Source organism: Sphingobacterium puteale (assembly GCF_050986225.1).
GTDB lineage: Bacteria > Bacteroidota > Bacteroidia > Sphingobacteriales > Sphingobacteriaceae > Sphingobacterium > Sphingobacterium puteale.
In genome coordinates this window covers 1,166,968-1,193,532 of record NZ_CP158959.1, presented here as the reverse complement: position 1 = coordinate 1,193,532, position 26,565 = coordinate 1,166,968, and the positions used below count along the sequence as shown (strand labels likewise).

At 41.8% G+C, this 26,565-nt stretch carries 17 protein-coding genes, 7 tRNA genes and 3 rRNA genes; 3 read left to right on the top strand and 24 right to left on the bottom strand.

Features of this window, described 5'->3' with window-relative positions; genetic code table 11:
* Window positions 1–66: 66 nt before the first annotated feature.
* The gene (gene rpsT, locus ABTV71_RS04895; protein ID WP_046671646.1) at window positions 67–321 is read right to left on the bottom strand and encodes a 30S ribosomal protein S20; all 255 of its coding nucleotides are present in this window, start codon (window positions 319–321) and stop codon (window positions 67–69) included.
* A 113-nt stretch (window positions 322–434) separates the two neighbouring features.
* Between rpsT and ABTV71_RS04890 the strand changes: the two genes are divergently transcribed.
* Together ABTV71_RS04890 and sucD are read left to right on the top strand one after the other, a co-directional pair.
* Window positions 435–968, top strand: a complete 534-nt coding sequence (locus ABTV71_RS04890) for an RNA methyltransferase (protein ID WP_121126537.1) — start codon at window positions 435–437, stop codon at window positions 966–968.
* A 90-nt stretch (window positions 969–1,058) separates the two neighbouring features.
* Window positions 1,059–1,931, top strand: coding sequence for a succinate--CoA ligase subunit alpha (sucD, locus tag ABTV71_RS04885; protein WP_077438675.1), 873 nt, complete (start codon window positions 1,059–1,061; stop codon window positions 1,929–1,931).
* Between the two features lie 88 nt (window positions 1,932–2,019).
* On the opposite strand, the gene ABTV71_RS04880 is transcribed toward sucD, so the two are convergent.
* The 23 genes from ABTV71_RS04880 to ABTV71_RS04770 form a co-directional block, all read right to left on the bottom strand.
* On the bottom strand, window positions 2,020–2,523 hold the full coding sequence (locus tag ABTV71_RS04880; RefSeq protein ID WP_433902389.1) for a DinB family protein: 504 nt from the start codon (window positions 2,521–2,523) through the stop codon (window positions 2,020–2,022).
* 9 nt (window positions 2,524–2,532) lie between these two features.
* Window positions 2,533–3,420, bottom strand: a complete 888-nt coding sequence (locus ABTV71_RS04875; protein WP_245971428.1) for a DUF4886 domain-containing protein — start codon at window positions 3,418–3,420, stop codon at window positions 2,533–2,535.
* A gap of 347 nt (window positions 3,421–3,767) precedes the next feature.
* Window positions 3,768–3,879: ribosomal RNA gene (gene rrf / locus ABTV71_RS04870) — 5S ribosomal RNA — on the bottom strand.
* A 171-nt stretch (window positions 3,880–4,050) separates the two neighbouring features.
* Window positions 4,051–6,934: ribosomal RNA gene (locus ABTV71_RS04865) — 23S ribosomal RNA — on the bottom strand.
* A gap of 278 nt (window positions 6,935–7,212) precedes the next feature.
* Window positions 7,213–7,286: transfer RNA gene (locus ABTV71_RS04860), tRNA-Ala, on the bottom strand.
* Window positions 7,287–7,298: 12 nt separating this feature from the next.
* Window positions 7,299–7,372 (bottom strand) — tRNA-Ile (locus tag ABTV71_RS04855).
* A gap of 121 nt (window positions 7,373–7,493) precedes the next feature.
* Window positions 7,494–9,023, bottom strand: a 16S ribosomal RNA gene (locus ABTV71_RS04850).
* Together the 16S, 23S and 5S rRNA genes with 2 tRNA genes alongside form the textbook arrangement of a ribosomal RNA operon.
* Window positions 9,024–9,912: 889 nt before the next feature.
* Entirely contained in the window at window positions 9,913–14,190 is a 4,278-nt protein-coding gene (gene rpoC, locus ABTV71_RS04845) for a DNA-directed RNA polymerase subunit beta' (RefSeq protein WP_433902388.1), read from the bottom strand.
* Between the two features lie 72 nt (window positions 14,191–14,262).
* On the bottom strand, window positions 14,263–18,072 hold the full coding sequence (gene rpoB / locus ABTV71_RS04840) for a DNA-directed RNA polymerase subunit beta (protein ID WP_121126315.1): 3,810 nt from the start codon (window positions 18,070–18,072) through the stop codon (window positions 14,263–14,265).
* Window positions 18,073–18,240: 168 nt separating this feature from the next.
* Window positions 18,241–18,618: a 50S ribosomal protein L7/L12 gene (gene rplL / locus ABTV71_RS04835; RefSeq protein ID WP_002992785.1), complete on the bottom strand. Its 378-nt coding sequence runs from the start codon at window positions 18,616–18,618 to the stop codon at window positions 18,241–18,243.
* A gap of 79 nt (window positions 18,619–18,697) precedes the next feature.
* A complete protein-coding gene (gene rplJ / locus ABTV71_RS04830; protein WP_121126308.1) occupies window positions 18,698–19,216 on the bottom strand; it encodes a 50S ribosomal protein L10 in 519 nt (172 codons plus the stop codon).
* 2 nt (window positions 19,217–19,218) lie between these two features.
* Complete coding sequence (gene rplA / locus ABTV71_RS04825) at window positions 19,219–19,917, bottom strand: 50S ribosomal protein L1 (protein WP_046672240.1); 699 nt, start codon at window positions 19,915–19,917, stop codon at window positions 19,219–19,221.
* A 22-nt stretch (window positions 19,918–19,939) separates the two neighbouring features.
* Window positions 19,940–20,383 (bottom strand): 50S ribosomal protein L11, encoded by a 444-nt coding sequence (rplK, locus tag ABTV71_RS04820; protein ID WP_028072660.1) that lies wholly within the window; start codon window positions 20,381–20,383, stop codon window positions 19,940–19,942.
* 692 nt (window positions 20,384–21,075) lie between these two features.
* A complete protein-coding gene (locus ABTV71_RS04815) occupies window positions 21,076–21,210 on the bottom strand; it encodes a hypothetical protein (RefSeq protein ID WP_433902387.1) in 135 nt (44 codons plus the stop codon).
* Between the two features lie 145 nt (window positions 21,211–21,355).
* Entirely contained in the window at window positions 21,356–22,099 is a 744-nt protein-coding gene (locus ABTV71_RS04810) for a hypothetical protein (RefSeq protein WP_433902386.1), read from the bottom strand.
* A gap of 205 nt (window positions 22,100–22,304) precedes the next feature.
* Window positions 22,305–22,850, bottom strand: coding sequence for a transcription termination/antitermination protein NusG (gene nusG / locus ABTV71_RS04805; RefSeq protein WP_104384853.1), 546 nt, complete (start codon window positions 22,848–22,850; stop codon window positions 22,305–22,307).
* Window positions 22,851–22,870: 20 nt separating this feature from the next.
* Complete coding sequence (gene secE, locus ABTV71_RS04800; RefSeq protein WP_028072657.1) at window positions 22,871–23,065, bottom strand: preprotein translocase subunit SecE; 195 nt, start codon at window positions 23,063–23,065, stop codon at window positions 22,871–22,873.
* 23 nt (window positions 23,066–23,088) lie between these two features.
* A tRNA-Trp gene (locus ABTV71_RS04795) sits at window positions 23,089–23,159 on the bottom strand.
* Window positions 23,160–23,322: 163 nt separating this feature from the next.
* Window positions 23,323–24,507: an elongation factor Tu gene (tuf, locus tag ABTV71_RS04790; protein WP_077437774.1), complete on the bottom strand. Its 1,185-nt coding sequence runs from the start codon at window positions 24,505–24,507 to the stop codon at window positions 23,323–23,325.
* Window positions 24,508–24,579: 72 nt separating this feature from the next.
* Window positions 24,580–24,651: transfer RNA gene (locus ABTV71_RS04785), tRNA-Thr, on the bottom strand.
* A gap of 95 nt (window positions 24,652–24,746) precedes the next feature.
* A tRNA-Gly gene (locus ABTV71_RS04780) sits at window positions 24,747–24,819 on the bottom strand.
* 48 nt (window positions 24,820–24,867) lie between these two features.
* Window positions 24,868–24,948, bottom strand: a tRNA-Tyr gene (locus ABTV71_RS04775).
* Between the two features lie 26 nt (window positions 24,949–24,974).
* Window positions 24,975–25,047 (bottom strand) — tRNA-Thr (locus ABTV71_RS04770).
* A gap of 433 nt (window positions 25,048–25,480) precedes the next feature.
* Between ABTV71_RS04770 and ABTV71_RS04765 the strand changes: the two genes are divergently transcribed.
* Window positions 25,481–26,536 carry a BamA/TamA family outer membrane protein gene (locus ABTV71_RS04765; RefSeq protein ID WP_147430515.1) on the top strand — a complete coding sequence of 352 codons (1,056 nt, stop codon included), beginning with the start codon at window positions 25,481–25,483 and terminating at the stop codon, window positions 26,534–26,536.
* Window positions 26,537–26,565 lie beyond the last annotated feature (29 nt).

Here is a 26,565-nt window from a genome sequence, read left to right as displayed (position 1 = left end):
CCAAAGTATATAACATAAAGAAAAGGGATACAGCGAGCTGTACCCCTCAATATCTATACAGGAAGCTTACGCTAAACCGTTAACGAATTTAGTTAACTTAGATTTGTTGTTAGAAGCTTTTTTCTTGTGGATCACATTTTTCTTTGCCAAACGATCAAGCATAGAAATTACGCGTGGTAACAATGTTTTTGCCTCTTCTGCAGAAGTTGTATGACGTAATTTTTTGATTGCGTTACGCGTTGTTTTTGCTTGGTAACGGTTTCTTAAACGTTTAGTAGCGTTTGCTCTAATTCTTTTGATCGCTGATTTATGATTTGCCATTTTTTTTAGCTAATTTTTATTCAATTTTTTCTTGTAATTCGGACTGCAAAAATAACACCTTATTTTCAATATTCAAAATCTATTTTGTTTTTTAGGTTTAGTATATTTGCGGCATGCAAAAATTATCGATGGATGAACTTCAACGTACAGATGTTGAATCGTTTAAAAAACAAGAAAAAACGCCTATCGCAATCGTTTTGGACAATGTTCGTAGCATGCACAATGTCGGCTCTGCCTTCCGTACAGCGGACGGATTTGCTATTGAAAAAATATACTTATGTGGCATTACCGGAACGCCACCACACCGGGAAATCGAAAAAACGGCTTTGGGAGCAACACAATCTGTCTCTTGGGAATACCACAAAGAAACGATCGATGTTGTAGCCCAGCTAAAAATGGAAGGTTATACAATCATTGCCATTGAACAGGCCGATGATAGTGTCATGTTACATCAATTTGAGCCAAAGTCCGATAAAAAATATGCTTTAATTTTTGGAAACGAGGTCAATGGTGTCGATGAAGAAGTCATGGAAAAAATCGATACTTGTATCGAAATCCCCCAATATGGCACCAAGCACTCACTTAACGTATCTGTCGCAATTGGCATTATCCTTTGGGATTTTATCCAAAAACGCAATCTGAACTAAAAATTTATCAATAAAGGTCATATTCCTATCCACATTGCTTCCATTTTAGAAAGCAAAATAGTAGATTTGTGTGCAAAATTTAAAGAAGAAATGAGTGTATTAGTTAATAAAGATTCAAAAGTAATCGTTCAAGGTTTCACTGGAAACGAAGGTACTTACCATGCGACTCAAATGATTGAGTACGGAACAAATGTAGTTGGTGGTGTGACTCCTGGTAAAGGTGGTCAACAACACTTAGACCGTCCTGTATTCAACACTGTTCAAGATGCAGTAGACGCTACAGGAGCTAATGTTTCTATTATCTTTGTACCTCCAGCATTTGCTGCGGATGCAATCATGGAAGCTGCCGCTGCGGGTATCGAAGTGATTGTATGTATCACTGAGGGTATCCCTACGAAAGACATGATCCAGGTAAAATCTTACCTGAGCGACAAAAAATCTCGTTTAATCGGTCCAAACTGCCCTGGTATCATCACTGCAGGTGAAGCTAAAATCGGTATTATGCCAGGATTTATCTTCAAAAAAGGTAACGTAGGTGTAGTTTCTAAATCAGGAACTTTAACTTACGAAGCAGTAGATCAAACTGTAAAAGCTGGATTAGGAATCACGACAGCTATCGGAATCGGTGGTGACCCAATCATCGGTACAACAACTAAAGAAGCTGTTGAATTATTAATGAACGACCCAGAAACTGAAGCGATCATCATGATCGGTGAGATCGGTGGTGGAATGGAAGCAGAAGCTGCGCGTTGGATCAAAGAGCACGGTACTAAACCTGTTGTTGGATTTATCGCTGGTCAAACAGCGCCTCCGGGACGTCGTATGGGCCACGCCGGTGCAATCGTTGGTGGTGCTGATGATACTGCTGCAGCAAAAATGAAAATTATGCGTGAGTGTGGTATCCGTGTAGTTGAATCTCCAGCTGAAATTGGAAAAGCAATCGCTGAAGAATTGGCTAAATAATTAGACAATTCCACATATAAAAATAAAGGGGATCAAATTGATCCCCTTTATTTTTATATCTATTTTTCTATACCATATCCAAATGATACTATATACTGGGCATCGGTTCATCTGCCGAAGGCCCATATAAACCCGGTACTGGAATACCGAGTAACCGTAAATATACAGTCAACTGTCCGCGATGGTGAACGATATGGTTGTTAACAATAAAACGTATAGCGCCAGCGCGTGGTAAACGTGCTATTTCATAGTCTCCAGATTTTAACACCCAGTCCTTAAACCAGTCTTCTTCTGCTATGTTTTCTAAGGCAGCTTTGTTCTTTTCCAACCCCTCGGAAAGAATCAATTTAAGCTCTTCTACTGAAGATACTTTGAGTGGATGATAATCTACCTTAAAATCAAATGTATCTTTTGGTATCGCTTTAGACACCCAACTATGTAACTCCACAACATGGGATGCAAGCTCTCCTAGAGTCATCGATTTTTCATGCGGACGCCAATCCAATTTTTCGTCTGGTATCCGATCCAAAATACGTTTGGTATTTTTTGTTTCATGATCCAATTCGACCAAATAGCTTTTTTTGATACTCATATAAATATATTATTTCATTAATTGAAAATCCTTCAATACAGTAACCCCATAAGGAGATTCCACCGCTTGATGTGCGGCCGCCCGTGCTATCTGCCCTTCAATATAGGTTACTTTAAGTGGCAAAAACGTATTATTGATAACATTCTCTTTAAACAGTGCTTCGTACCAGGTACAAGCCGCGACAAAACGTCCATAATCCAAGTTAAGATGATAGCCGTCCCTTGTGAATTGATCGCCTAGATAGCTTGACCGTGCATTTTGTATAGCTGTTCCCGAAGGCACCAATAGATCAAAATTACCCCAATTAAAGACTTCTTGACAAGTGTTTACGATGGCCGTGTACATTGTATTCTGATTACGGTTATAGCGGACAAAACCTTCATGGGGCGAACCATTTTGATAAGCCCATGTTTGATGCAAGATATAGTTTGTCTCGGGATACTTGACATGTTTTGTGACGTAATCATATAAGAGCGGTAGATCCTTTGCATAGGATTCATAATCTCCCGACAAAGGGCTTGCTTGCTGGAAACTGATATAATCCCAGGCTTCGTCAACCAGAGCCTCCGAAAGCCGTTCGTTTGTTTTCTCGGACATATGGCCTTCCAGATTGATCTTCCTATAGCGATAAGCAGGCTTATCCTCTTTTGCATTGTTTACATGCAGGCTTAATGGCGCACCGCCAATATAGAGGTTACCAATTACGATTTTTTTCTTTCCCGCTTTTGCCAATTCATAAAGATTCTGCTCAATCGCGTCCTCGGAAAAGCTGTTTCCAATAGCCAATATACGCAAAACACCATCATCCAAGGATTGTTCTTGTGCGTTTAATCTCCTGCCACTAAGGAAAAATAGTAATAAAATACTAAGTAAGAATATCTGTTTCGCTTTCATCATAAATTGCGTTGCTGTAATGACTAAATTAGAGAATATCTCGTAGAAATACAATGATAACGCAAGAAAGACAAGTTTTCTCCGGCCGGGTGATTATAAACATAATTCAATACATAGTCTCTTTTGCTCCACAGCAGTATACAATAAGGTGGCCGGGACTGCTTTGCGGGTCCCTAGTTGCGTACCCCTTTCCCGGAGTTTGCTCGGCCCGCCGCTTCTTGATAGCGAACATGGAGCGGGGCATAGTACCGGCAAAGGCAGGAAAAGGACCGGAGGATAAATAAAGGTCCTTGGGGAGCATCCAAACGAAAGAAGCCCTTGACTGTTTCCAGCAAGGGCTTCCGTGTAAAAAAAGGCACCGACCTACTCTCCCACCTGTTACGGCAATACCATCGGCTCTGGCGGGCTTGACTGCTCTGTTCGGAATGGGAAGAGGTAGACACCGCCGATATAGGCACCTAAAGTTTTTTTATAGTAGTAGCTGTCAGACATGAGTATTTAGACTTTCCTGTGAAAGTGTATACCCATCCTATAGCTCACTCTATATTGACATATATATTGAAAGAGTTCTGTTTCTTTTTTATTCTTTTTTCGTTTCAAAAATTAAAGAGGAAGACAACAGTGTCTGTCTGCTTGAGAAAGCTTCGGGCTATTAGTACCACTTGGCTTTGGTCTCTCAACCTTTACACCTATGGCCTATCAACGTAGTCATCTCCTACGACCCTATAAGGAAGTCTCATCTCGTGGCTAGTTTCGCACTTAGATGCTTTCAGCGCTTATCTATTCCAGACGTAGCTACCCTGCCGTACACCTGGCGGCATAACAGGTTCACCAGAGGTCTGTCCAACCCGGTCCTCTCGTACTAAGGTCAGATCCACTCAAACTTCCAACGCCCACAACAGATAGGGACCGAACTGTCTCGCGACGTTCTGAACCCAGCTCGCGTGCCACTTTAATGGGCGAACAGCCCAACCCTTGGGACCTTCTCCAGCCCCAGGATGTGACGAGCCGACATCGAGGTGCCAAACCTCCCCGTCGATATGAGCTCTTGGGGGAGATCAGCCTGTTATCCCCAGCGTACCTTTTATCCTTTGAGCGATGGCCCTTCCATACAGAACCACCGGATCACTATGTCCGTCTTTCGACCCTGTTCGACTTGTCGGTCTCACAGTCAAGCAAGCTTATGCCATTGCACTCCGCGTACGGTTACCAAGCGTACTGAGCTTACCTTTGAAAGCCTCCGTTACCTTTTTGGAGGCGACCACCCCAGTCAAACTACCCACCAAACAATGTCCTCCACATGATGGAGTTAGAAACCGGATACAGAAAGGGCGGTATTTCAAGGGTGATTCCATGACTCCTGGCGAAGCCACTTCAATATCTCCCGCCTATCCTACACATCCTGTACCCAATCTCAATGTTAAGCTATAGTGAAGGTGCATGGGGTCTTTCCGTCCCGTTGCGGGTAATCGGCGTCTTCACCGATACCACAATTTCACCGAGCTCATGGCTGAGACAGCGCCCAGATCGTTACACCATTCGTGCAGGTCGGAACTTACCCGACAAGGAATTTCGCTACCTTAGGACCGTTATAGTTACGGCCGCCGTTTACTGGGGCTTCGATTCAATGCTTCTCTTGCGATGACATCCCCTCTTAACCTTCCAGCACCGGGCAGGTGTCAGGCCTTATACTTCATCTTGCGATTTTGCAAAGCCATATGTTTTTGTTAAACAGTCGCCTGGGCCTTTTCACTGCGGCTGCTCATCACTGAGACAGCGCCCCTTCTCCCGAAGTTACAGGGCCATTTTGCCGAGTTCCTTAGCCATGACTCACTCGAGCACCTTAGGATTCTCTCCTCGACCACCTGTGTCGGTTTGCGGTACGGGTCTTCATAACCTGAAGCTTAGCGGGTTTTCTTGGAAGTCTGTTTACCTGCTCTATCAGCGCCACCGGAGCTTTGCTGTACTATTGGGTTTCAGCTAGAGTTGCGGATTTGCCTACAACTCCAATACCTACGCCTTTCAACGAACTATTCCGTCAGTTCGCGGCAGTGTCACTACTCCGTCACCACATCGCAGTTATCAAGAGTACTGGAATATTAACCAGTTGTCCATCGGCTTGCCCCTTTCGGGTGCGCCTTAGGTCCCGACTGACCCTGATCCGATTAACGTTGATCAGGAAACCTTGGTCTTTCGGTGGGCGGGTTTCCCACCCGCCTTATCGTTACTTATGCCTACATTTGCTTTTCCATAACCTCCACACAGCATTACCACTGTGCTTCCCCGGCGATGGAATGCTCCCCTACCAGATGCATATCTTTCAATGCAAATCCATAGCTTCGGTACCGTTCTTGATGCCCGTTTATTATCCACGCCCGGCCGCTCGACTAGTGAGCTGTTACGCACTCTTTAAATGAATGGCTGCTTCCAAGCCAACATCCTAGCTGTCTGGGCAACCGGACCTCGTTAGTTCAACTTAGAACGGATTTGGGGACCTTAGCTGATGGTCTGGGTTCTTTCCCTCTCGGCCTTGGACCTTAGCACCCAAAGCCTCACTGCCGGCCATATCTGATAGCATTCGGAGTTCGTCTGGATTTGGTAGGATTTGACTCCCCCGCACCCAATCGGTAGCTCTACCTCTATCAGACTCCATGCCGACGCTGTTCCTAAAAACATTTCGGGGAGTACGAGCTATTTCCCAGTTTGATTGGCCTTTCACCCCTACCCTCAGGTCATCCGGAAACTTTTCAACGTTTATCGGTTCGGTCCTCCATTACATGTTACTGCAACTTCAACCTGCCCAAGGGTAGATCACAAGGTTTCGCGTCTACCTCATCTGACTATGCGCCCTATTAAGACTCGCTTTCGCTTCGGCTGCGTCCCTGAAGGACTTAACCTTGCCAGACAAGAGTAACTCGTAGGCTCATTATGCAAAAGGCACGCTGTCACAGAATCTCTCTGCTCCAACCGCTTGTAAGCACACGGTTTCAGGTTCTTTTCACTCCCCTGTTCGGGGTTCTTTTCACCTTTCCCTCACGGTACTGGTTCACTATCGGTCTCTCAGGAGTATTTAGCCTTACCAGATGGTGCTGGTGGATTCCCACAGGATTTCTCCGGTCCCGCGGTACTCAGGATACCACTATGCCAATATTCTTTACCTGTACGGGGCTCTCACCCTTGTCGCGCAGTTTCCCACCTGCTTCCAGTTCATAGCATTGTACAATCTCGTGGTCCTACAACCCCGACCATGCCGTAACATGATCGGTTTGGGCTCTTTCCCGTTCGCTCGCCACTACTTGGGAAATCATTGTTATTTTCTTCTCCTACGCCTACTTAGATGTTTCAGTTCAGCGCGTTCGCGTTTTATACGACTATTCTTCAAATAGTCAGGTTGCCCCATTCGGAAATCTCTGGATCAAGTCGCATTTGCCGATCCCCAGAGCTTATCGCAGCTTATCACGTCCTTCTTCGCCTCTGAGAGCCTAGGCATCCCCCGTGTGCCCTTATTTACTTTCTTCACCGGCATAGCCTTTTGCTACTATGCGGCTGCTTTTGATATATATACCCGTATGCTACGCAAAGATTCGTCCGGCATTCACCGGGGGTCTCCTCTTTACATCAGACACATACACGTATTGTCTCTACTGTTGTCTTCTCTTGTAATTTTTTTTCTCTTTCAATATGTCAAAGAACTCTTTTTTTAGTAACCAGTAGTTAGATGTTAGTATTTAGACTCCTATATATCGCTATACCGTCATCTTCATACTAAATACTTGATACTATGTACTAAGAACGTGGAGAATAACGGATTCGAACCGTTGACCCCCTGCGTGCAAGGCAGGTGCTCTAGCCAGCTGAGCTAATTCCCCTTTTTAATTTCGTAGTCCCGAGCAGATTTGAACTGCTGACCCCTACATTATCAGTGTAGTGCTCTAACCAACTGAGCTACGGGACTAGCTATTCTGTTCATCTATCTCTCTCAGGGACCGCTCCATCCGGGGCGGGCACTTTCTTCTGATGTTTTATTCTTTTTCAATCATATGTAACGTGACGAGTACCGGTCCGCGATACTCTAGAAAGGAGGTATTCCAGCCGCACCTTCCGGTACGGCTACCTTGTTACGACTTAGCCCCAATTATCGGTTTTACCCTAACACGCTCCTTGCGGTCACATGCTTTAGGTACCCCCAACTTTCATGGCTTGACGGGCGGTGTGTACAAGGCCCGGGAACGTATTCACCGCGTCATTGCTGATACGCGATTACTAGCGAATCCAACTTCATGGGGTCGAGTTGCAGACCCCAATCCGAACTGTGAATGGCTTTTAGAGATTAGCACCATATTGCTATGTAGCTGCCCGCTGTACCATCCATTGTAGCACGTGTGTAGCCCCGGACGTAAGGGCCATGATGACTTGACGTCGTCCCCACCTTCCTCTCTGCTTGCGCAGGCAGTCTGTTTAGAGTCCCCACCATCACATGCTGGCAACTAAACATAGGGGTTGCGCTCGTTGCGGGACTTAACCCAACACCTCACGGCACGAGCTGACGACAGCCATGCAGCACCTAGTTTCGTGTCCCGAAGGACGGATGCGTCTCTGCATCCTTCACTAACTTTCAAGCCCGGGTAAGGTTCCTCGCGTATCATCGAATTAAACCACATGCTCCTCCGCTTGTGCGGGCCCCCGTCAATTCCTTTGAGTTTCACCCTTGCGGGCGTACTCCCCAGGTGGATAACTTAACGCTTTCGCTTGGACGCTGGCGGTCTATCGCCAACATCGAGTTATCATCGTTTAGGGCGTGGACTACCAGGGTATCTAATCCTGTTCGATCCCCACGCTTTCGTGCATCAGCGTCAATACCAGCTTAGTGAGCTGCCTTCGCAATCGGAGTTCTAAGACATATCTATGCATTTCACCGCTACTTGTCTTATTCCGCCCACTTCAAATGGATTCAAGCCCGTCAGTATCAAAGGCACTGCGATGGTTGAGCCACCGTATTTCACCCCTGACTTAACAGGCCGCCTACGCACCCTTTAAACCCAATAAATCCGGATAACGCTCGGATCCTCCGTATTACCGCGGCTGCTGGCACGGAGTTAGCCGATCCTTATTCTTCCAGTACATTCAGCCAGATACTCGTATCTGGGTTTATTCCTGGACAAAAGCAGTTTACAACCCATAGGGCAGTCATCCTGCACGCGGCATGGCTGGTTCAGGCTTCCGCCCATTGACCAATATTCCTTACTGCTGCCTCCCGTAGGAGTCTGGTCCGTGTCTCAGTACCAGTGTGGGGGATTCTCCTCTCAGAGCCCCTAGACATCGTCGCCTTGGTAAGCCGTTACCCTACCAACTAGCTAATGTCACGCGAGCCCATCTCTATCCTATAAATATTTAATCAACCGGACATGCGAACTGTTGATGTTATGCGGTGTTAATCTCTCTTTCGAGAGGCTATCCCCCTGATAGAGGTAGGTTGCTCACGCGTTACGCACCCGTGCGCCACTCTCATTAACTTAAAGCAAGCTTTAAGTTAAATCCCGTCCGACTTGCATGTATTAGGCCTGCCGCTAGCGTTCATCCTGAGCCAGGATCAAACTCTCCATTGTAAAATGAAGTTTTTGATTCCAACTATTTATAATAATCAGAATTCTTTTTTTATATCTCTGATCTTGGACCGAATTGAACTATTCTTGAATTTGTTCATGACTTTCGACTTTCGTCTGTCTACCCGTCACGCTTACATGATTGTGTTTTCTTAAAGAACTTCTCTCGCTTCAACTTCCGTATCCGCTATATTCCGATGGGCACCAGCCCCTCTTTATCTTTTTTTGTTTCCCTCCGTTTCCGTTGGGACTGCAAAGGTAGAAATCTTTTCCGGACTTCCAAAAAACTTTTAAAGTTTTTTTTCTTTTCCCTTTCTTCGATTTCCGCGTTTAAAATAAACTCAGCGGGATTTTAAATCCTGCCGACCCCTCTTAAACCCTTCTTTTTTTCATGGTTCCTTCTTTCGAAGTAACCGTCCCTCCCTTGCGGAGTGGTGCAAAGATAGGGAGTTTTCGGGCAAACTTCCAAGCCTTTTGTTTATTATTTTTTAATATCCACGTTAACCTACTGTAACATTGGGAGATTATTTCAAGGAAAGACTATTGGAGATAGCTATAAAAGAGTACCTAAAACACAAATCAGAATCAATAAATACTTCCATTTCTTATCCGTTAGAGAATAAGAAGCTCTATCCTTCCGATATAGCGCATAACAGAAACGCGGGAGTTCATAACGATACCAAAATTTAACCAATATCCATTTCTGATCCTCACAGATTCCCAGACAATATATTAGTTAGTCCAGTGTTGTCCAAAAACAAAATCTTGATGATTTCGCAGACACCAGCAACAATGAAAGTGGACTGAAGGTTCTTTCGGCCAATGAAATCAGCCAATAAAAAAAGGTCCAAGCATACACTTGGACCTTCTATATGAAATAATCGATTAACGATTAATCTTCTTCTTTCGAAGCCAATAATTGATCGTACTCTTCGCGAGAGCCTACGATTAAATTGCTGTATTGACGGATACCTGTACCAGAAGGAATTAAGTGACCAACGATTACGTTTTCTTTCAAACCTAACAAGTTGTCACGTTTACCTGCGATAGCAGCTTCATTCAATACTTTTGTTGTCTCTTGGAAAGAGGCAGCAGAGATAAACGATTTCGTACCCAACGATGCTCTAGTGATACCTTGCAACAATGGACTTGAAGTTGCCGGAATTGCTTCACGCACTTCTACAAGTTTTAAGTCACGACGTTTCAGACTAGAGTTCTCTTCTCTCAACTTACGTAAAGAAACAATCTGTCCTGGACGTAAATTATTGGAGTCTCCTGCATCAACAACCACTTTTTTGTCGAACAAGGAATCATTTTCTTCCATGAAATCCCATTTGTTAACGGCTTCTTTTTCTAAGAAACGCGTATCTCCTGGATCTTCGATGTTAACTTTTTGCATCATTTGGTGAACGATGGTCTCGAAGTGTTTATCGTTGATCTTCACACCTTGCAGACGGTATACTTCTTGGATACCATTCACAATGTAATGTTGCACCGCTGATGGACCTTTGATCGACAAGATATCCGCAGGAGAAATCGAACCATCTGATAATGGCATACCAGCTTTCACAAAGTCATTATCCTGAACAAGAATATGTTTAGAAAGAGGTACCAAGTATTTCTTGATTTGACCATCACGAGACTCGATAGACATCTCACGGTTACCGCGCTTCACGCCACCCAATGTTACCACACCGTCGATCTCTGTTACTACAGCAGGGTTAGAAGGGTTACGTGCTTCGAATAATTCCGTTACACGTGGTAGACCACCTGTGATATCTCGCGTTTTACCTGTAGAACGAGGGATTTTAACTAGGATACCACCTTCTTTCACTGTTACACCATTAGCAACTGCAACGTGGGCACCTACTGGGATATTGTAGGTACGAATAACCTCTCCCGATTTATCAAGAATCTTGATGGATGGGTTTTTCGTTTTATCACGTGTTTCAATAATTACCTTCTCTTTGTGACCAGTTTGCTCATCTGACTCTTCACGGAAGGTAACACCTTCGATAATTGCGTCAAATTCAACTTTACCAGCAAATTCAGAAATAATTACTGCATTATATGGATCCCATTCGACCAATTTATCGCCTTTAGCTACTGTACCGCCATCCTCAACGAACAACTGTGAACCATAAGGGATATTTTGTTGGAATACGATTTTATTATGTGCATCAATGATCTTAATCTCACCAGAACGTCCTAAGACTACCTGATGTGTGCCATTATCGTTTGTTTGCGAAACAGTACGTACGTTTTCAAATTCGATTTTACCGTCGTATTTAGAAATGATGCTTGAGTCAGCGGCGATATTTGATGCCGTACCACCCACGTGGAACGTACGAAGTGTCAACTGTGTACCTGGCTCACCGATTGATTGTGCTGCGATAACGCCGACAGCTTCACCCAATTGAACACGTTTACCAGATGCCAAGTTACGACCGTAACAACAAGCACACACACCACGTTTCGATTCACAAGTTAATACAGTACGAATTTCGACCCCCTCAATACCTGCTTTTTCAATAGTTTCAGCAATCTCTTCCGTGATATCTTCGTTTGCAGCAACGATCAATTCCTCTGTTTCCGGATGGAATACATCATGTAATGGAGTACGACCCAAGATACGGTCGAATAATGGTTCAACAACATCATCATTATCTTTCAATGCTGTTGTGTAGATACCACGCAAACCACCACAATCTTGCTCCACAACGATCATATCCTGAGCGACGTCATGTAAACGACGAGTCAAGTAACCCGCATCCGCCGTTTTCAACGCCGTATCGGCAAGACCTTTACGCGCACCGTGGGTAGAAATAAAGTACTCCAATACGGACAAACCTTCTTTAAAGTTTGAAAGGATCGGGTTTTCAATAATCTCACCACCTGAAGTACCGGATTTTTGAGGTTTCGCCATCAGACCACGCATACCACATAACTGACGGATCTGCTCTTTCGAACCACGGGCTCCTGAATCCAACATCATATAAACTGAGTTGAAACCTTGATTATCGTTCGAAAGAATATCCATAACGTGTGCAGTCAATCTATTGTTGATACGCGTCCAGATATCGATGATTTGGTTGTAACGTTCGTTGTTGGTAATGAAACCCATGTTATAGTTGTTCATCACTTCTTCAACTTCGTTCGTTGCTTGTTGGATCAATTCAGCTTTCGCAGCAGGAATGTTCAAATCTTCCAAGTTGAAAGAAAGACCACCTTTGAAGGCTGTTTGATATCCCAATTCTTTCATATCGTCCAAGAATTGTGCAGCACGAGCCATACCCGTTGTCTTCACAATCTCGCCAATGATATTACGTAAAGATTTTTTGGTAAGCAGTTCGTTTACGAAACCCATTTCATCAGGAACAACTTGGTTGAAGATCACGCGACCTACAGTTGTTTCTAACAAGGTATCAACGATGCTACCATCTTTTTGTCTCACTTTTGTTTTGACTTTAATCCAAGCGTGAAGATCGATCTGTTTCTCATTTAAAGCAATGATAACCTCTTCAGCGGAATAGAAAGTCATATCTTGACCTCTTACGATATGATCGCCAGCAGTTCTACGGCCTTTGGTGATATAGTAAAGACCCAATACCATGTCTTGAGATGGTACTGTGATTGGAGAACCATTCGCAGGGTTTAAGATATTGTGTGCTGCCAACATCAAGATTTGGGCTTCCAAAACTGCGGCATTACCTAGAGGTAAGTGAACCGCCATTTGGTCACCGTCAAAGTCGGCGTTGAACGCTGTACACACTAATGGGTGCAATTGGATCGCTTTTCCTTCCACCAATGTAGGTTGGAAAGCCTGAATACCCAAACGGTGAAGCGTAGGTGCACGGTTTAGTAATACAGGGTGACCTTTCAATACATTTTCGAGGATATCCCATACCACAGGATCTTTACGATCTACGATTTTTTTCGCGGATTTTACTGTTTTTACAATACCACGCTCGATCATCTTACGGATGATAAACGGTTTGTAAAGCTCAGCCGCCATATCTTTAGGAAGACCACACTCGTGTAATTTCAAGTGAGGACCTACCACAATGACCGAACGAGCCGAATAATCCACACGCTTACCTAACAAGTTTTGACGGAAACGACCTTGTTTACCTTTCAAAATGTCAGATAAAGACTTCAATGCACGGTTACCTTCTGTCTTCACAGCGTTCACTTTACGTGAGTTGTCAAACAAAGAGTCTACCGCTTCTTGAAGCATACGTTTTTCGTTACGTAAGATTACTTCAGGAGCCTTGATTTCGATCAAGCGTTTTAGACGGTTGTTACGGATAATCACACGACGGTATAAGTCATTCAAATCCGAAGTCGCAAAACGACCACCATCCAAAGGCACTAAAGGACGCAATTCAGGTGGAATGATCGGAACGATCTTCACAATCATCCACTCTGGGCGATTCTCGATATTTTCACGTGAGCTACGGAAAGCTTCAACGACATGAAGACGTTTTAACGCCTCATTTTTACGTTGTTGCGAAGTCTCGTTAGCAGCTTGGTGACGTAAATCGTATGACAATTGATCCAAATCAATACGTTTCAACAAATCTTCCAATGCCTCAGCACCCATCTTAGCGACAAATTTTTGAGGATCATTATCGTCTAAATATTGATTTTCTTTTGGTAAAGTATCTAAAATATCTAAATATTCTTCTTCGGTCAAGAAGTCCATAAAGTTGATACCATCTTCTTCCTTAATACCAGCTTGGATAACCACATAACGTTCGTAGTAAATGATCATATCCAATTTTTTGGTAGGAAGTCCCAATAAATAACCAATTTTATTAGGAAGAGAACGGAAGTACCAGATGTGTGCAACAGGAACCACCAAGTTGATGTGTCCCATACGCTCACGACGTACTTTTTTCTCAGTTACTTCAACACCACAACGGTCACATACGATACCTTTATAACGGATACGTTTGTATTTACCACAGTGACATTCGTAATCCTTTACAGGACCGAAAATACGCTCACAGAATAAACCGTCACGTTCTGGTTTGTAGGTACGATAGTTAATCGTTTCCGGTTTTGTAACTTCACCACTTGAGCGTTCCAAAATAGTTTCTGGAGAAGCCAAGCTGATCGTAATCGAAGTGAAGTTGCTTTTAATTTTATTATCTTTTTTGTAAGACATACTTATTCAAAAGTTAAAGCTTTATACAGAAGCTTTGAAGAACCGCAGTCCTTCAAAGCCCTAATTGCTTAATTAATCCAATGTGATATCTAGACCCAATCCACGTAACTCGTGTACCAATACGTTAAACGACTCTGGTACCGATGGTGTCGGAAGGTTGTTACCTTTTACGATTGCCTCGTAAGTTTTGGCACGACCAACCACGTCATCCGATTTCACGGTTAAGATTTCTTGAAGGATGTTAGATGCACCGAATGCTTCCAATGCCCAAACCTCCATCTCACCGAAACGCTGACCACCGAATTGTGCTTTACCACCCAGCGGTTGTTGTGTGATCAATGAGTACGGACCGATTGAACGTGCGTGCATTTTATCATCCACCATGTGACCTAATTTCAACATGTAGATTACACCCACTGTCGTCGGTTGATCGAAACGGTCACCTGTCAATCCGTTGTACAAGTATGTACGTCCAGATTTTGGTAAGCCAGCTTTCGCTACCCAATCCTGTACCTGATCCATTTCAGCACCGTCAAAGATTGGTGTAGCAAACTTCACACCTAATTTTTGACCAGCCCAACCCAATACGGTTTCGTAGATCTGTCCCAAGTTCATCCGTGAAGGTACCCCTAGTGGGTTCAACACGATATCAACTGGTGTTCCATCTTCTAAGAATGGCATATCCTCGTCACGTACGATACGTGCAACGATACCTTTGTTACCGTGACGACCGGCCATCTTATCCCCTACTTTCAACTTACGTTTTTTAGCAACGTAAACTTTAGCCATCTGCACAATTCCTGATGGAAGTTCATCACCCACAGATACTGCGAATTTATCACGCTTGAACGAACCTAGCTCTTCATTAATTTTGATGTTATAATTATGAAGGGCCATTTTGATCAACTCGTTTTTATCTTCGTCAGTTGTCCATCCCATTGGGTTGATGTTGTTGTAATCTAATTCAGCTAAGATTTTTTGTGTAAACTTAGCACCTTTAGCAACCAACAACTCTTTATATACATTGTAGACACCTTGGCTAGTTTTACCATTCACGACAGTGAATAATTTTTCAACCAAACGCTCTTTCAATGATTTAACAGCTCTATCGTGAGCAACCTCTAGTTTTTCTAAAGTTTTACGTTCAACCTCTTTAGACATTTTCTTCGCACGCGAGAATAACTTCGTATCGATAACAACACCTTTTAATGACGGTGGAGTTTTCAATGAAGCATCTTTCACATCGCCAGCTTTGTCACCAAAGATTGCACGTAGTAATTTCTCTTCTGGAGAAGGATCAGACTCACCTTTAGGTGTGATTTTACCGATTAGGATATCGCCACCACCAACTTCTGCACCGATACGGATAATACCGTTTTCATCCAAGTCTTTTGTCGCTTCTTCAGATACGTTAGGAATATCAGCGGTTAATTCTTCCTCACCACGTTTCGTGTCACGAACTTCAAGCTCGAATTCTTCAATGTGAAGAGAAGTAAACCAATCTTCTTTCGCTACACGCTCAGAAATTACGATCGCATCCTCAAAGTTATATCCTTGCCAAGGCATGAACGCTACTTTCAAGTTACGACCCAATGCCAATTCACCATTTTCAGTAGCATAACCTTCACATAACACCTGTCCTGGTTCTACTCGTTGACCTTTTCTTACGATAGGCTTCAAGTTCATACAAGTATTCTGGTTGGTTTTCTTGAATTTGATCAATCTATATGTTCTGACATCATCATCAAATGATACAAGACGATCATCATCGTTTCTGTCATAACGGATCTTAATTTCATCAGCATCTACATACTCGACCACACCGTGACCTTCGGCATTGATCAATGTACGTGAATCTTTTGCAACACGACCTTCAAGACCAGTACCTACGATAGGAGCTTGCGGACGCAATACAGGCACAGCCTGACGTTGCATGTTCGATCCCATCAATGCACGGTTGGCATCATCATGTTCCAAGAAAGGAATCAATGAAGCCGCAATAGATGTAATTTGGTTTGGAGCAACGTCCATATAATCAAGCATATTAGGCTCGATAATTGGGAAGTCACCCTCATATCTGGCTTTTACTTTCGCATCTTCGAAATTACCTTTGTCATCATACAAAGCATTCGCTTGTGCGATTGTTTTTCCATCTTCATCTTCAGCAGATAAGTATACGACCGGTTCGTCAACCACAACAACTCCATCTTTTACCTTACGGTAAGGAGTTTCGATAAAACCTAAGTGGTTAATTTTCGCGTGTACAGCCAACGAAGAGATCAAACCGATGTTTGGACCCTCCGGTGTTTCAATTGTACAAAGACGCCCATAGTGTGTATAGTGAACGTCACGGACCTCGAAGCCTGCACGCTCACGAGAAAGACCACCTGGACCTAAAGCTGACAAACGACGCTTGTGCGTAATTTCAGCAAGAGGGTTAGTTTGGTCCATGAACTGAGACAACTGGTTTGTACCGAAGAACGAATTGATTACCGACGAAAGTGTACGTGCATTAATCAAATCGGTCGGTGTAAACACCTCGTTATCACGGATATTCATACGCTCGCGGATTGTACGGGCCATACGAGATAGACCTACACCAAATTGAGCATATAATTGTTCACCTACAGTACGTACACGACGGTTTGACAAGTGGTCAATATCATCGACCTCGGCTTTAGAGTTGATCAAATTGATCAAATACTTCACAATTGCGATGATGTCCTCACGTGTTAATACTTTCGTATCATCCGGAGTACCCAACTTCAATTTACGGTTGATACGGTAACGACCTACATCGCCCAAATCGTAACGTTTATCAGAGAAGAACAAACGGTCGATAATACCACGAGCAGTTTCCTCATCAGGTGGTTCAGCATTACGCAATTGACGATAGATATGCTCTACCGCTTCTTTTTCTGAGTTGGATGTATCTTTTTGTAAAGTGTTATATATAATAGAATAATCCGCATTGTTTGAGTCATCGTCTTTCGCTAAAATAATAGACTTAACGCCAGCTTCGATGATCAAATCAATGTGATCTTCTTCTAGAACAGTTTCACGCTCAAGGATAATTTCGTTACGGTCGATGGATACTACTTCACCCGTATCCTCATCCACGAAATCTTCTACCCATTTTTTCAATACCCTAGCCGCAAGACGACGACCAACATATTTTTTAAGACCAGATTTACTAACTTTTACTTCATCCGCTAAATCGAACAATTCCAGGATATCTTTATCCGAATCGTAACCGATAGCACGCAATAAGGTAGTAACCGGGAATTTCTTTTTACGGTCGATATAAGCATACATGACGTTGTTTACGTCTGTTGCGAATTCGATCCAAGATCCTTTGAAAGGAATTACCCTTGCAGAATAAAGTTTAGTACCATTTGTGTGTCTACTTTGACCAAAGAAAACGCCCGGTGAACGGTGTAATTGCGATACGATGACACGCTCTGCACCATTTACCACGAAAGTACCTTTAGGAGTCATATAAGGGATAGTCCCTAAATATACATCCTGAACAATAGTTTCGAAATCTTCGTGTTCTTCATCATTACAAGATAACTTTAACTTAGCCTTTAAAGGAACGCTATAAGTCAAGCCGCGTTCGATACACTCTTGGATATCATAACGTGGTGGATCAATGAAATAATCCAAAAACTCTAGCACAAAAATGTTTCTTGAATCAGAAATAGGGAAGTTTTCCGAGAATACCTTGAACAGCCCTTCCTGATGGCGGTTGTCAGAAGTAGTTTCTAATTGAAAAAACTCCTTGAAAGATTCCAATTGCACATCTAAGAAATCTGGATATTCCAATACTTTCTTACTTGTCGCAAAGTTTATTCTTTCTTGTTGAATATTATTGTTTGCCAAGGGAATATGAATTTTAGTTTTAAAAAAACTGCGCTTACATGCATGCTGTAAACCACATGTCCACTGTGCCCAGCATATACACAGCATAGTGGCGTATTGATATAAATAGGAATAGACTCTGACGAAAAATCGTCAGAGTCTAAACCTTTTCGGGCTAATTAGTTGAGATTATTTAATCTCAACAACAGCACCAGCTTCTTCTAATTGTTTTTTCAAAGCTTCTGCTTCGTCTTTAGATACACCAGCTTTTAATTCTTTAGGTGCTCCGTCAACTAAATCTTTAGCTTCTTTCAAGCCTAATCCAGCTAAATCTTTAACCAATTTAACTACAGCTAATTTTTGACCACCAGCTTCTTTCAAGATAACGTCAAATGAAGTTTTCTCTTCAGCAGCAGCAGCACCACCTTCAGCTGGAGCAGCAGCTACAGCAACAGCAGCAGCAGCAGGCTCGATGCCATACTCGTCTTTTAAGATATCAGCTAATTCTTTAACTTCTTTTACTGTTAAGTTAACTAACTGTTCAGCAAGTTGTTTTAAATCTGCCATTTTATTTTGAATTTTTGAATGTACTTTGTAAAAATTGTTAATTAAATTGTAACGAATAATTCTTGTTCTAGAGGATTCGTTAACCTCTTTCTTCTAAAGCTTTTACCAAACCTGCAACAGTATTTCCTCCTGATTGAAGAGCCGAGATAACATTTTTCGCAGGTGACTGCAATGCAGCGATAACATCAGCGATAAGTTCGTTTTTAGATTTAAGATTAACTAATGCAGTTAATTGATTATCTCCAACGAATGCCGTTTGCTCAATATAAGCAGCTTTCAATACTGGTTTGTCACCAGCTTTGCGAAGCTCTTTGATCAATTTCGCAGGTGCGTTTGCAACTTCAGAAAATAACATTGTAGAAGCACCTTTAAGTGTTCCAAATATATCTTCTTCGTCAACACCAGCTTCGATCAATGCTTTTTTGATCAACGTGTTTTTTACCGCTTTGATTTCGATACCTTGCTCGAAACATTTACGACGAATGTTATTCACTTTTTCAACTGACAACTCAGCAGTATCGGCAATATAGAAGTTACCGTAAGATTTAATCTGTTCGGCTAAAGCTTGAACAATTTCTTGTTTTTCTTCTTTTCTCATGATTAAATACCTGCTACTGATTTAGTCTCAATATGAATACCAGGACTCATAGTTGAGGAAATGTGAATACTTTTAAAGTAAGTTCCTTTAGCTGCAGATGGTTTCAAACGTGCTAGAGTTTGTAATACCTCTAATGCGTTATCATATATTTTATCTGCATCGAACGACGCTTTACCAATAGAAGTATGGATGATACCGGTTTTGTCAACTTTGAAATCGATCTTACCACCTTTTACATCTGTTACAGCTTTACCAACTTCTGTTGTAACTGTACCAGTTTTAGGGTTAGGCATCAAGTTTCTCGGACCCAAAATACGACCCAATTTACCAACTTTAGCCATAACACTAGGCATAGTAATAATGATATCAACGTCAGTCCAACCACCTTCAATTTTGCTGATGTAATCATCTAAACCTACGTAGTCTGCACCTGCCGCTTTCGCTTCTTCTTCCTTATCAGGAGTACACAAAACTAAAACGCGAACAGTTTTACCAGTACCATGAGGTAATGTTGCAATACCACGCACCATTTGATTTGCTTTACGAGGATCTACGCCCAAACGAACGTCGATATCCACAGAAGCATCAAATTTGGTCAATGAGATTTCTTTAACTAAAGCCGAAGCTTCTTTCAAAGAGTATGCTTTACCAGCTTCAATTTTGGATAGTGCCGCTTTTTGATTTTTTGTTAATCTAGCCACTTTTCTTAAATTGATTTCTTAATTAATTGTTCCAAGGAGCATTACCGGATACAGTAATACCCATACTACGTGCTGTACCAGCTACCATTCTCATAGCAGCCTCTACAGTAAATGCATTTAAATCAGGCATTTTATCTTTAGCGATTGTCTCAACTTGTTCCCAAGTGATAGCCGCAACCTTTTTACGGTTAGGCTCGCCAGATCCACTTTTTAATTTAGCAGCATCTTTTAACTGAACTGCTACTGGTGGAGTCTTGATGATAAAATCAAATGACTTATCCGCGTAAACTGTAATGACAACAGGCAATACTTGACCTGGTTTGTCTTGCGTACGAGCGTTAAACTGTTTACAGAAATCCATGATATTCACACCTTTAGCACCTAATGCAGGCCCTACTGGAGGTGAAGGATTCGCAGCTCCGCCCTTAACTTGTAATTTTACTAACGCACTGACTTCTTTTGCCATTTTGTTTTGAATTTAATTTTGTTAAATGTCTGTTAGTAAGTTGGAAGCAAATAACGTAACATTCATCGATCGGGACGTAACACCCCAACCGAGGTGCAAAGTTAATAAGAAGATTTGATTCCTGCAAGGATCTACGTTTTAATTTTCAGGAATTTATGATTTTTCTTTAAATGCAGGTATTCATTTGTTTATTTTCCAAATATATCACCGACCGCCCTATTCACACCCAGCATAAAAGCCTCAAAATTATTTACCAAGGCAATCAAAAAACCGATAATAACCAACGTATATTGCATATACTTTATCAGATTAGGTTTCAAATTTCTCCTAATTCAACGGTACAACCTGATAAAGTTACTCTTTAATTTTTAAAATATCTCCCAGTTGATCATTAACTCCTTTAAGCATAGCAGGGATTCCATACCTATCGAGATCATTCCAATATGTGCTCCAATAATCTTCTACAATTCCGCTTATTTATTTCTGGTACTATTATAGCCTGGTTAAATGCTTCAATAAAAGCGCTACTATTCATGAAGGTTTAGCATTATCCAATTCGGTTGCACTATAGTTTTCCACACATACTTCATAAAAAGTTTTCCCTTCAAGATTAAAAAGCTTTTCATTCAAAACAGTATCTGGCAATACGTTATCTATATACAATTGGACATTACTTCGATCAGCTTTTATTGTTAGGCAAGTTCAACGATATTACCCATCGCAAAATATAAATCATAGCGATAGATGGAACAGAGCACCTCCACGGCATGACATTTTCCATATTCCAATTCGATGTAATAGGGTCTATCTTTTTGGCTCTTTAGCATAGGCTAACAAATTTGGTTAAAACTTGCTTCAAAAATTTCTACCAATCTAACCTACTTAGCCAAAAACGAAAAAAGTAATCGATGAAATCGGATGGTTTTCGGACGAAATTCCTAAATGAACTACTCCATGTACAAAGCGTCCGTATTATCCGGATGTATTATTGTGCAATTGATCACAGCGGAGCGCAAGATTCTTTAGCATTTCTTCAAGTGCTTTCTTTGAATACTGCTGCAGCATAGCACCATCCATATTCCGCAATCCCCGCAATGCTTCATAAATCAGATTACGTATTAATATCCGATTGCCTTTATTATCCAATAAACGTTCTATCACGCGGATCTGTGTCAGGATGCCAGCCTCCTCGTCATCTGGCAATAACATAGCCCGGGATTCAAGTCTGCTTAAATGAACTTCAAGTTCCCGCTTCGATTTTTTGAGCTGGGTTGTAACCTCAAGGTTCTCCAAGGACTTAGAAGCTTCCTCTATTAATTTGGTTATTATAGTTTTACTTCCTTTATTCTTTAGCGAACGTCTTATCAGCTCAATTTTCTTTCGCAGGCCCTGAAGAGCGTTTGCCGATGGAGTATCCTTTTCTTGCCGTCCGTTGGTACAAAGTCCTTTTGCCTTATCTTTCTCATCCGTCACTTCCTTGTAGGCTTCCAGCACTAATTCCGTTTTGCTAGGAAGGTCCAGCTCCTCGCGTCTGCTCGTCAGATGCCAACCAGCACATGCGATACAATGATAAGATCTTACGGGAGCATAGCCTGACTCGCTCAAGATTTCTTTGCTATTGTATTGCATAAAGTTTTCGGCCTTTTTCTGTGATTCGAAAAGCATCTTTGAACGTTGTGCCTCTCTACAAAAAATTCGACTTTTTGTTGGTTTCATAGTTCATAATTTTTATAAAAGGTTTTGGGAACATATGACCGGCAGTTCAATTTACAAAAAAAACAGATACCGCTTTTAACATTTTCTTTACAAAGAACGGTGCTGATGGAGCAGTCATCAGTCCGAGATAACATAGAAGAGGAAAAAACAAAAAAAAGCCTTCCAATTTTCATGGAAAGCTTTTCTCTATCGTTAATTACTAATCTTACTCTTTTTCTACTTGCATGTAGTTCAATTCAAGAGGAGTCTTGCGTCCGAAGACTTTAACCATTACGATCAATTTCTTCTTATCTTCGTGAACCTCTTCAATTTCACCTGTAAAACCGTTAAAAGGACCATCATTTACTTTCACAGTTTCACCAACGTAATAAGGAACATTGATGGTTTCGCCTTGTTCTGCCATTTCATCAACCTTACCTAAGATACGGTTAACTTCAGCTTGGCGCAAAGGAACAGCATTACCAGCTTTATCTCCCAAGAAACCAATTACGCTATTGATATTTTTGATGACGTGTTCTAACTCTCCGTCAAGAGCGGCTTCCAATAAAACATAACCAGGATAATAGTTACGTTCTTTAGCAACCTTCTTGCCATCGCGCATTAAGTAGTATTTCTCCATTGGAATTAACACTTGAGGAACCAAGTGTTCAATACCTAAACGACTAACCTCGGCATCAATATATTGCTTTACTTTCTTTTCTTTACCACTTACAGCACGAACTACGTACCACTTTAAACCTTGATCTGCCATAAATAAATACGATTGAAAAATTAAGAAGCAATACCGTACAAGAATTCTAACCCTACACTTGAAGCTTTATCCATTACAAAGACAACCAATGCAATAAGAAGAGACGCAACAAGCACAATAACAGCTGAACTTTGTAACTGAGACCACGTAGGCCAAGTCACTTTCTCAGTGATCTCCACGTAAGAGTCTTTAAAAAAATCAAGTACTTTTGCCATTTTAGTTTATCTGTTTTTATAAGCACGGGCACCAGGACTCGAACCCAGACCAAAGGTTTTGGAGACCTTCGTTCTACCTTTAAACTATGCCCGTGTATTTCTTATTTTGTGATGCAAATATAGTGTTTTAAACCACTTTCTGCAAATCTTTTTTTACTTTTTTTTATTTTAATCCGATAAATCGCTTATCGAAAAAATAAGCTAATCAACCGCAGTCGATTAGCTTATTCTATGTGATTCTAAATCTTTATGTAAGACTAGATGATTTCAGTTACCTGACCAGCACCTACTGTACGACCACCCTCACGGATAGCGAAACGTAGACCTTTTTCCATAGCGATAGGAGAGATCAATTTAACAGAGATCGTAACGTTATCACCTGGCATAACCATTTCAGTACCTTCTGGTAAAGAGATTTCTCCAGTTACGTCAGTTGTACGGAAATAGAATTGAGGACGGTATTTGTTGAAGAATGGAGTGTGACGTCCACCTTCTGCTTTTGACAATACGTAAACCTCAGCTTTGAAATGATCGTGAGGAGTTACTGAACCTGGTTTACAGATAACCATACCACGTTTGATATCAGTTTTCTCAATACCACGTAACAATAAACCTACGTTATCACCAGCCTCACCGTAATCTAAGATTTTACGGAACATCTCAACACCTGTTACTGTAGATTTCAAGTTCTCAGCACCCATACCTAGGATCTCAACTGGATCACCAGAGTTGATTACACCTCTTTCGATACGACCTGTAGCAACTGTACCACGACCAGTGATTGAGAATACGTCCTCGATAGGCATCAAGAAAGGTAAGTCAGTCAAACGTGGAGGAATTGGAATGTAGTTATCTACAGCATCCATTAATTCCATGATTTTCTCAACCCACTCAGGCTCACCGTTCAATGCACCTAAAGCAGATCCTTTGATTACAGGGATATCATCACCTGGGAATTCGTAGAATGACAATAACTCACGAACTTCCATTTCTACTAAGTCTAACAACTCAGGGTCATCAACTAAGTCAGTTTTGTTCATGAATACTACTAACGCAGGAACACCTACCTGGCGAGCCAACAAGATGTGCTCACGAGTTTGAGGCATAGGACCATCAGTCGCAGCAACTACGATGATAGCACCGTCCATTTGAGCAGCACCAGTTACCATGTTCTTAACGTAGTCAGCGTGACCCGGACAGTCAACGTGTGCATAGTGACGGTTAGCTGTAGAATATTCTACGTGTGCAGTATTGATTGTGATACCACGCTCTTTTTCTTCAGGAGCAGAGTCAATTGAATCAAATGAACGAGCTTCTGACAAACCTTTATCAGCCAATACTTTAGTGATAGCAGCTGTAGTTGTAGTTTTACCGTGGTCAACGTGACCGATAGTACCAATGTTTAAGTGTGGTTTACTACGGTCAAATTTCTCTTTTGCCATGTTTATGCGAATTAGTAATTATAAATTATTTCTATTTGTTATATACTCTTGCTTAACTTTTACACAAGTACGAGCCAAAGATGGGATTTGAACCCACGACCTCTTCCTTACCAAGGAAGTGCTCTACCCCTGAGCTACTTCGGCTTACTAAAAAACCTTATTTACGTATTAATGCCCCCACCTTTAGATACATTATTATCAAAGAAGATAGAGACTAAATTTAATACTTGAAAAATTTGAGCGGAAGACGAGGTTCGAACTCGCGACCTATAGCTTGGAAGGCTATCGCTCTACCAACTGAGCTACTTCCGCTTAATAACTAGAAACTAGAGTAAATCTAAACTCCAATTAAAAAAAGTGTGGAGGGAGAAGGATTCGAACCTTCGAAGCCGAAGCAACGGATTTACAGTCCGTCCCATTTGACCGCTCTGGAACCCCTCCAGACCTGTAACTTTCGTTACATTTAGAGCCTCTTATCGGGATCGAACCAATGACCTACTGATTACAAGTCAGTTGCTCTACCAGCTGAGCTAAAGAGGCTTCTAATATTTTTAAAATAACTTACGTTCTATCAACGCCAATCCGATAACTTTATCTTTTCAGCGAGTGCAAATATCGAATTTACTTTTGATTTTTGCAAGTTTATTTTTTACTTTTTTTTCATTTAAAGAACTAAGCAAACTTCGTTGTTAAGAACCGTTGTTCCCTTGTTTGCTGATGCAAAGATAGACACAAAACTCACTTTACAAAAATATTTACCAAAAAAAAACAACACTTTTTGTCAATTATACTGATATGCAGCACAATAATTTTTAATTGACTATTTGCCTATTTTGGTTATTTGCCTAATGTGCTATCTTTGGGCATGCAAATTTTACCGCAATCACTTTCAAAACTTACCCGCTATACAGCACTACTTGCGCTGTTTATAGCTTGTAAAAGCGATTTGAAAGCTCAAAATATTATTCAAAAATTGAGTAAAAAATTTCTTTCGGCTGAAAAAGACTCTACCCGATCAGGCAGTTTTATGGTTTTACCAGCCGTTGGTTACGCTCAAGAAACGGGAGTAGAATATGGATTAGCAAGTTCATACAACTTTTACCTGGACAAGTCTGATCCCCATATCCGTACCTCCACAATGACGCTTATGGGAACGTTTACATCCAAACATCAATCCAATTTTAAATTTCAAACGGATCTTTGGACAAAAAATAACGACTACCATTTTGTCAGTGAAATCCGATACCGCAACTGGCCGTTTAATTACTATGGCATCGGCATGGATACCTGGAAGACAGATGAAGAAAGGGTTGATCAAAAGCTATTTCGATTAAAATTGGAGGCTGAGAAAAAAGTCGGTAACCATCTTTATTCGGGTATCAATGTACAGTACGACAATTTTTCAATCCGTAGTGATAGCAGCGACCATAAATTCAATCAATCGGGTCTTATCGGAAAAGAAGGTGGTCAACAATTGCTGCTTGGCGTATCTCAATTATTTGACAACCGAGACAATGTTTCCTATAGTACACGTGGTTATTACGCCAAATTACGCCTGGCTTACGCACCTAAGTTATGGACCAGCACAGACTTCAATGGAGCAAACCTGGATCTGGACCTTCGCGGGTTCATTCCATTGCATAAAAAAGTCACACTGGCACTTCAGGGGATCTTTCGCTCGACATTCGGAAAAACAGTTCCTTTCTATAATTACCGTGAACTGGGAGGTGACATGATGATGCGCGGATATTACCTCGGTCGTTATCGTGACAAAAATTACCTTGCTTCCCAAGCGGAATTACGTTACCGTTTTCATCCTCGTTTTGGTATTGTTGGTTTTTCGGGAATTGGATCAACCTTTTCAAAAGAAAACAGCAGCAGATATGTACCGAGTTACGGTGGTGGCTTGCGCTACTTCTTTAGCTTAGAACACAATAGCAGTATCCGATTTGATTATTCCTATGGTGAACAGAGGACCGGAGAGAAAAGACAATCTGGTTTTTACTTATCTTTAAGCGAAGCTTTTTAATTAAAAACGGGGGAGCCTCAGCTTCTGGC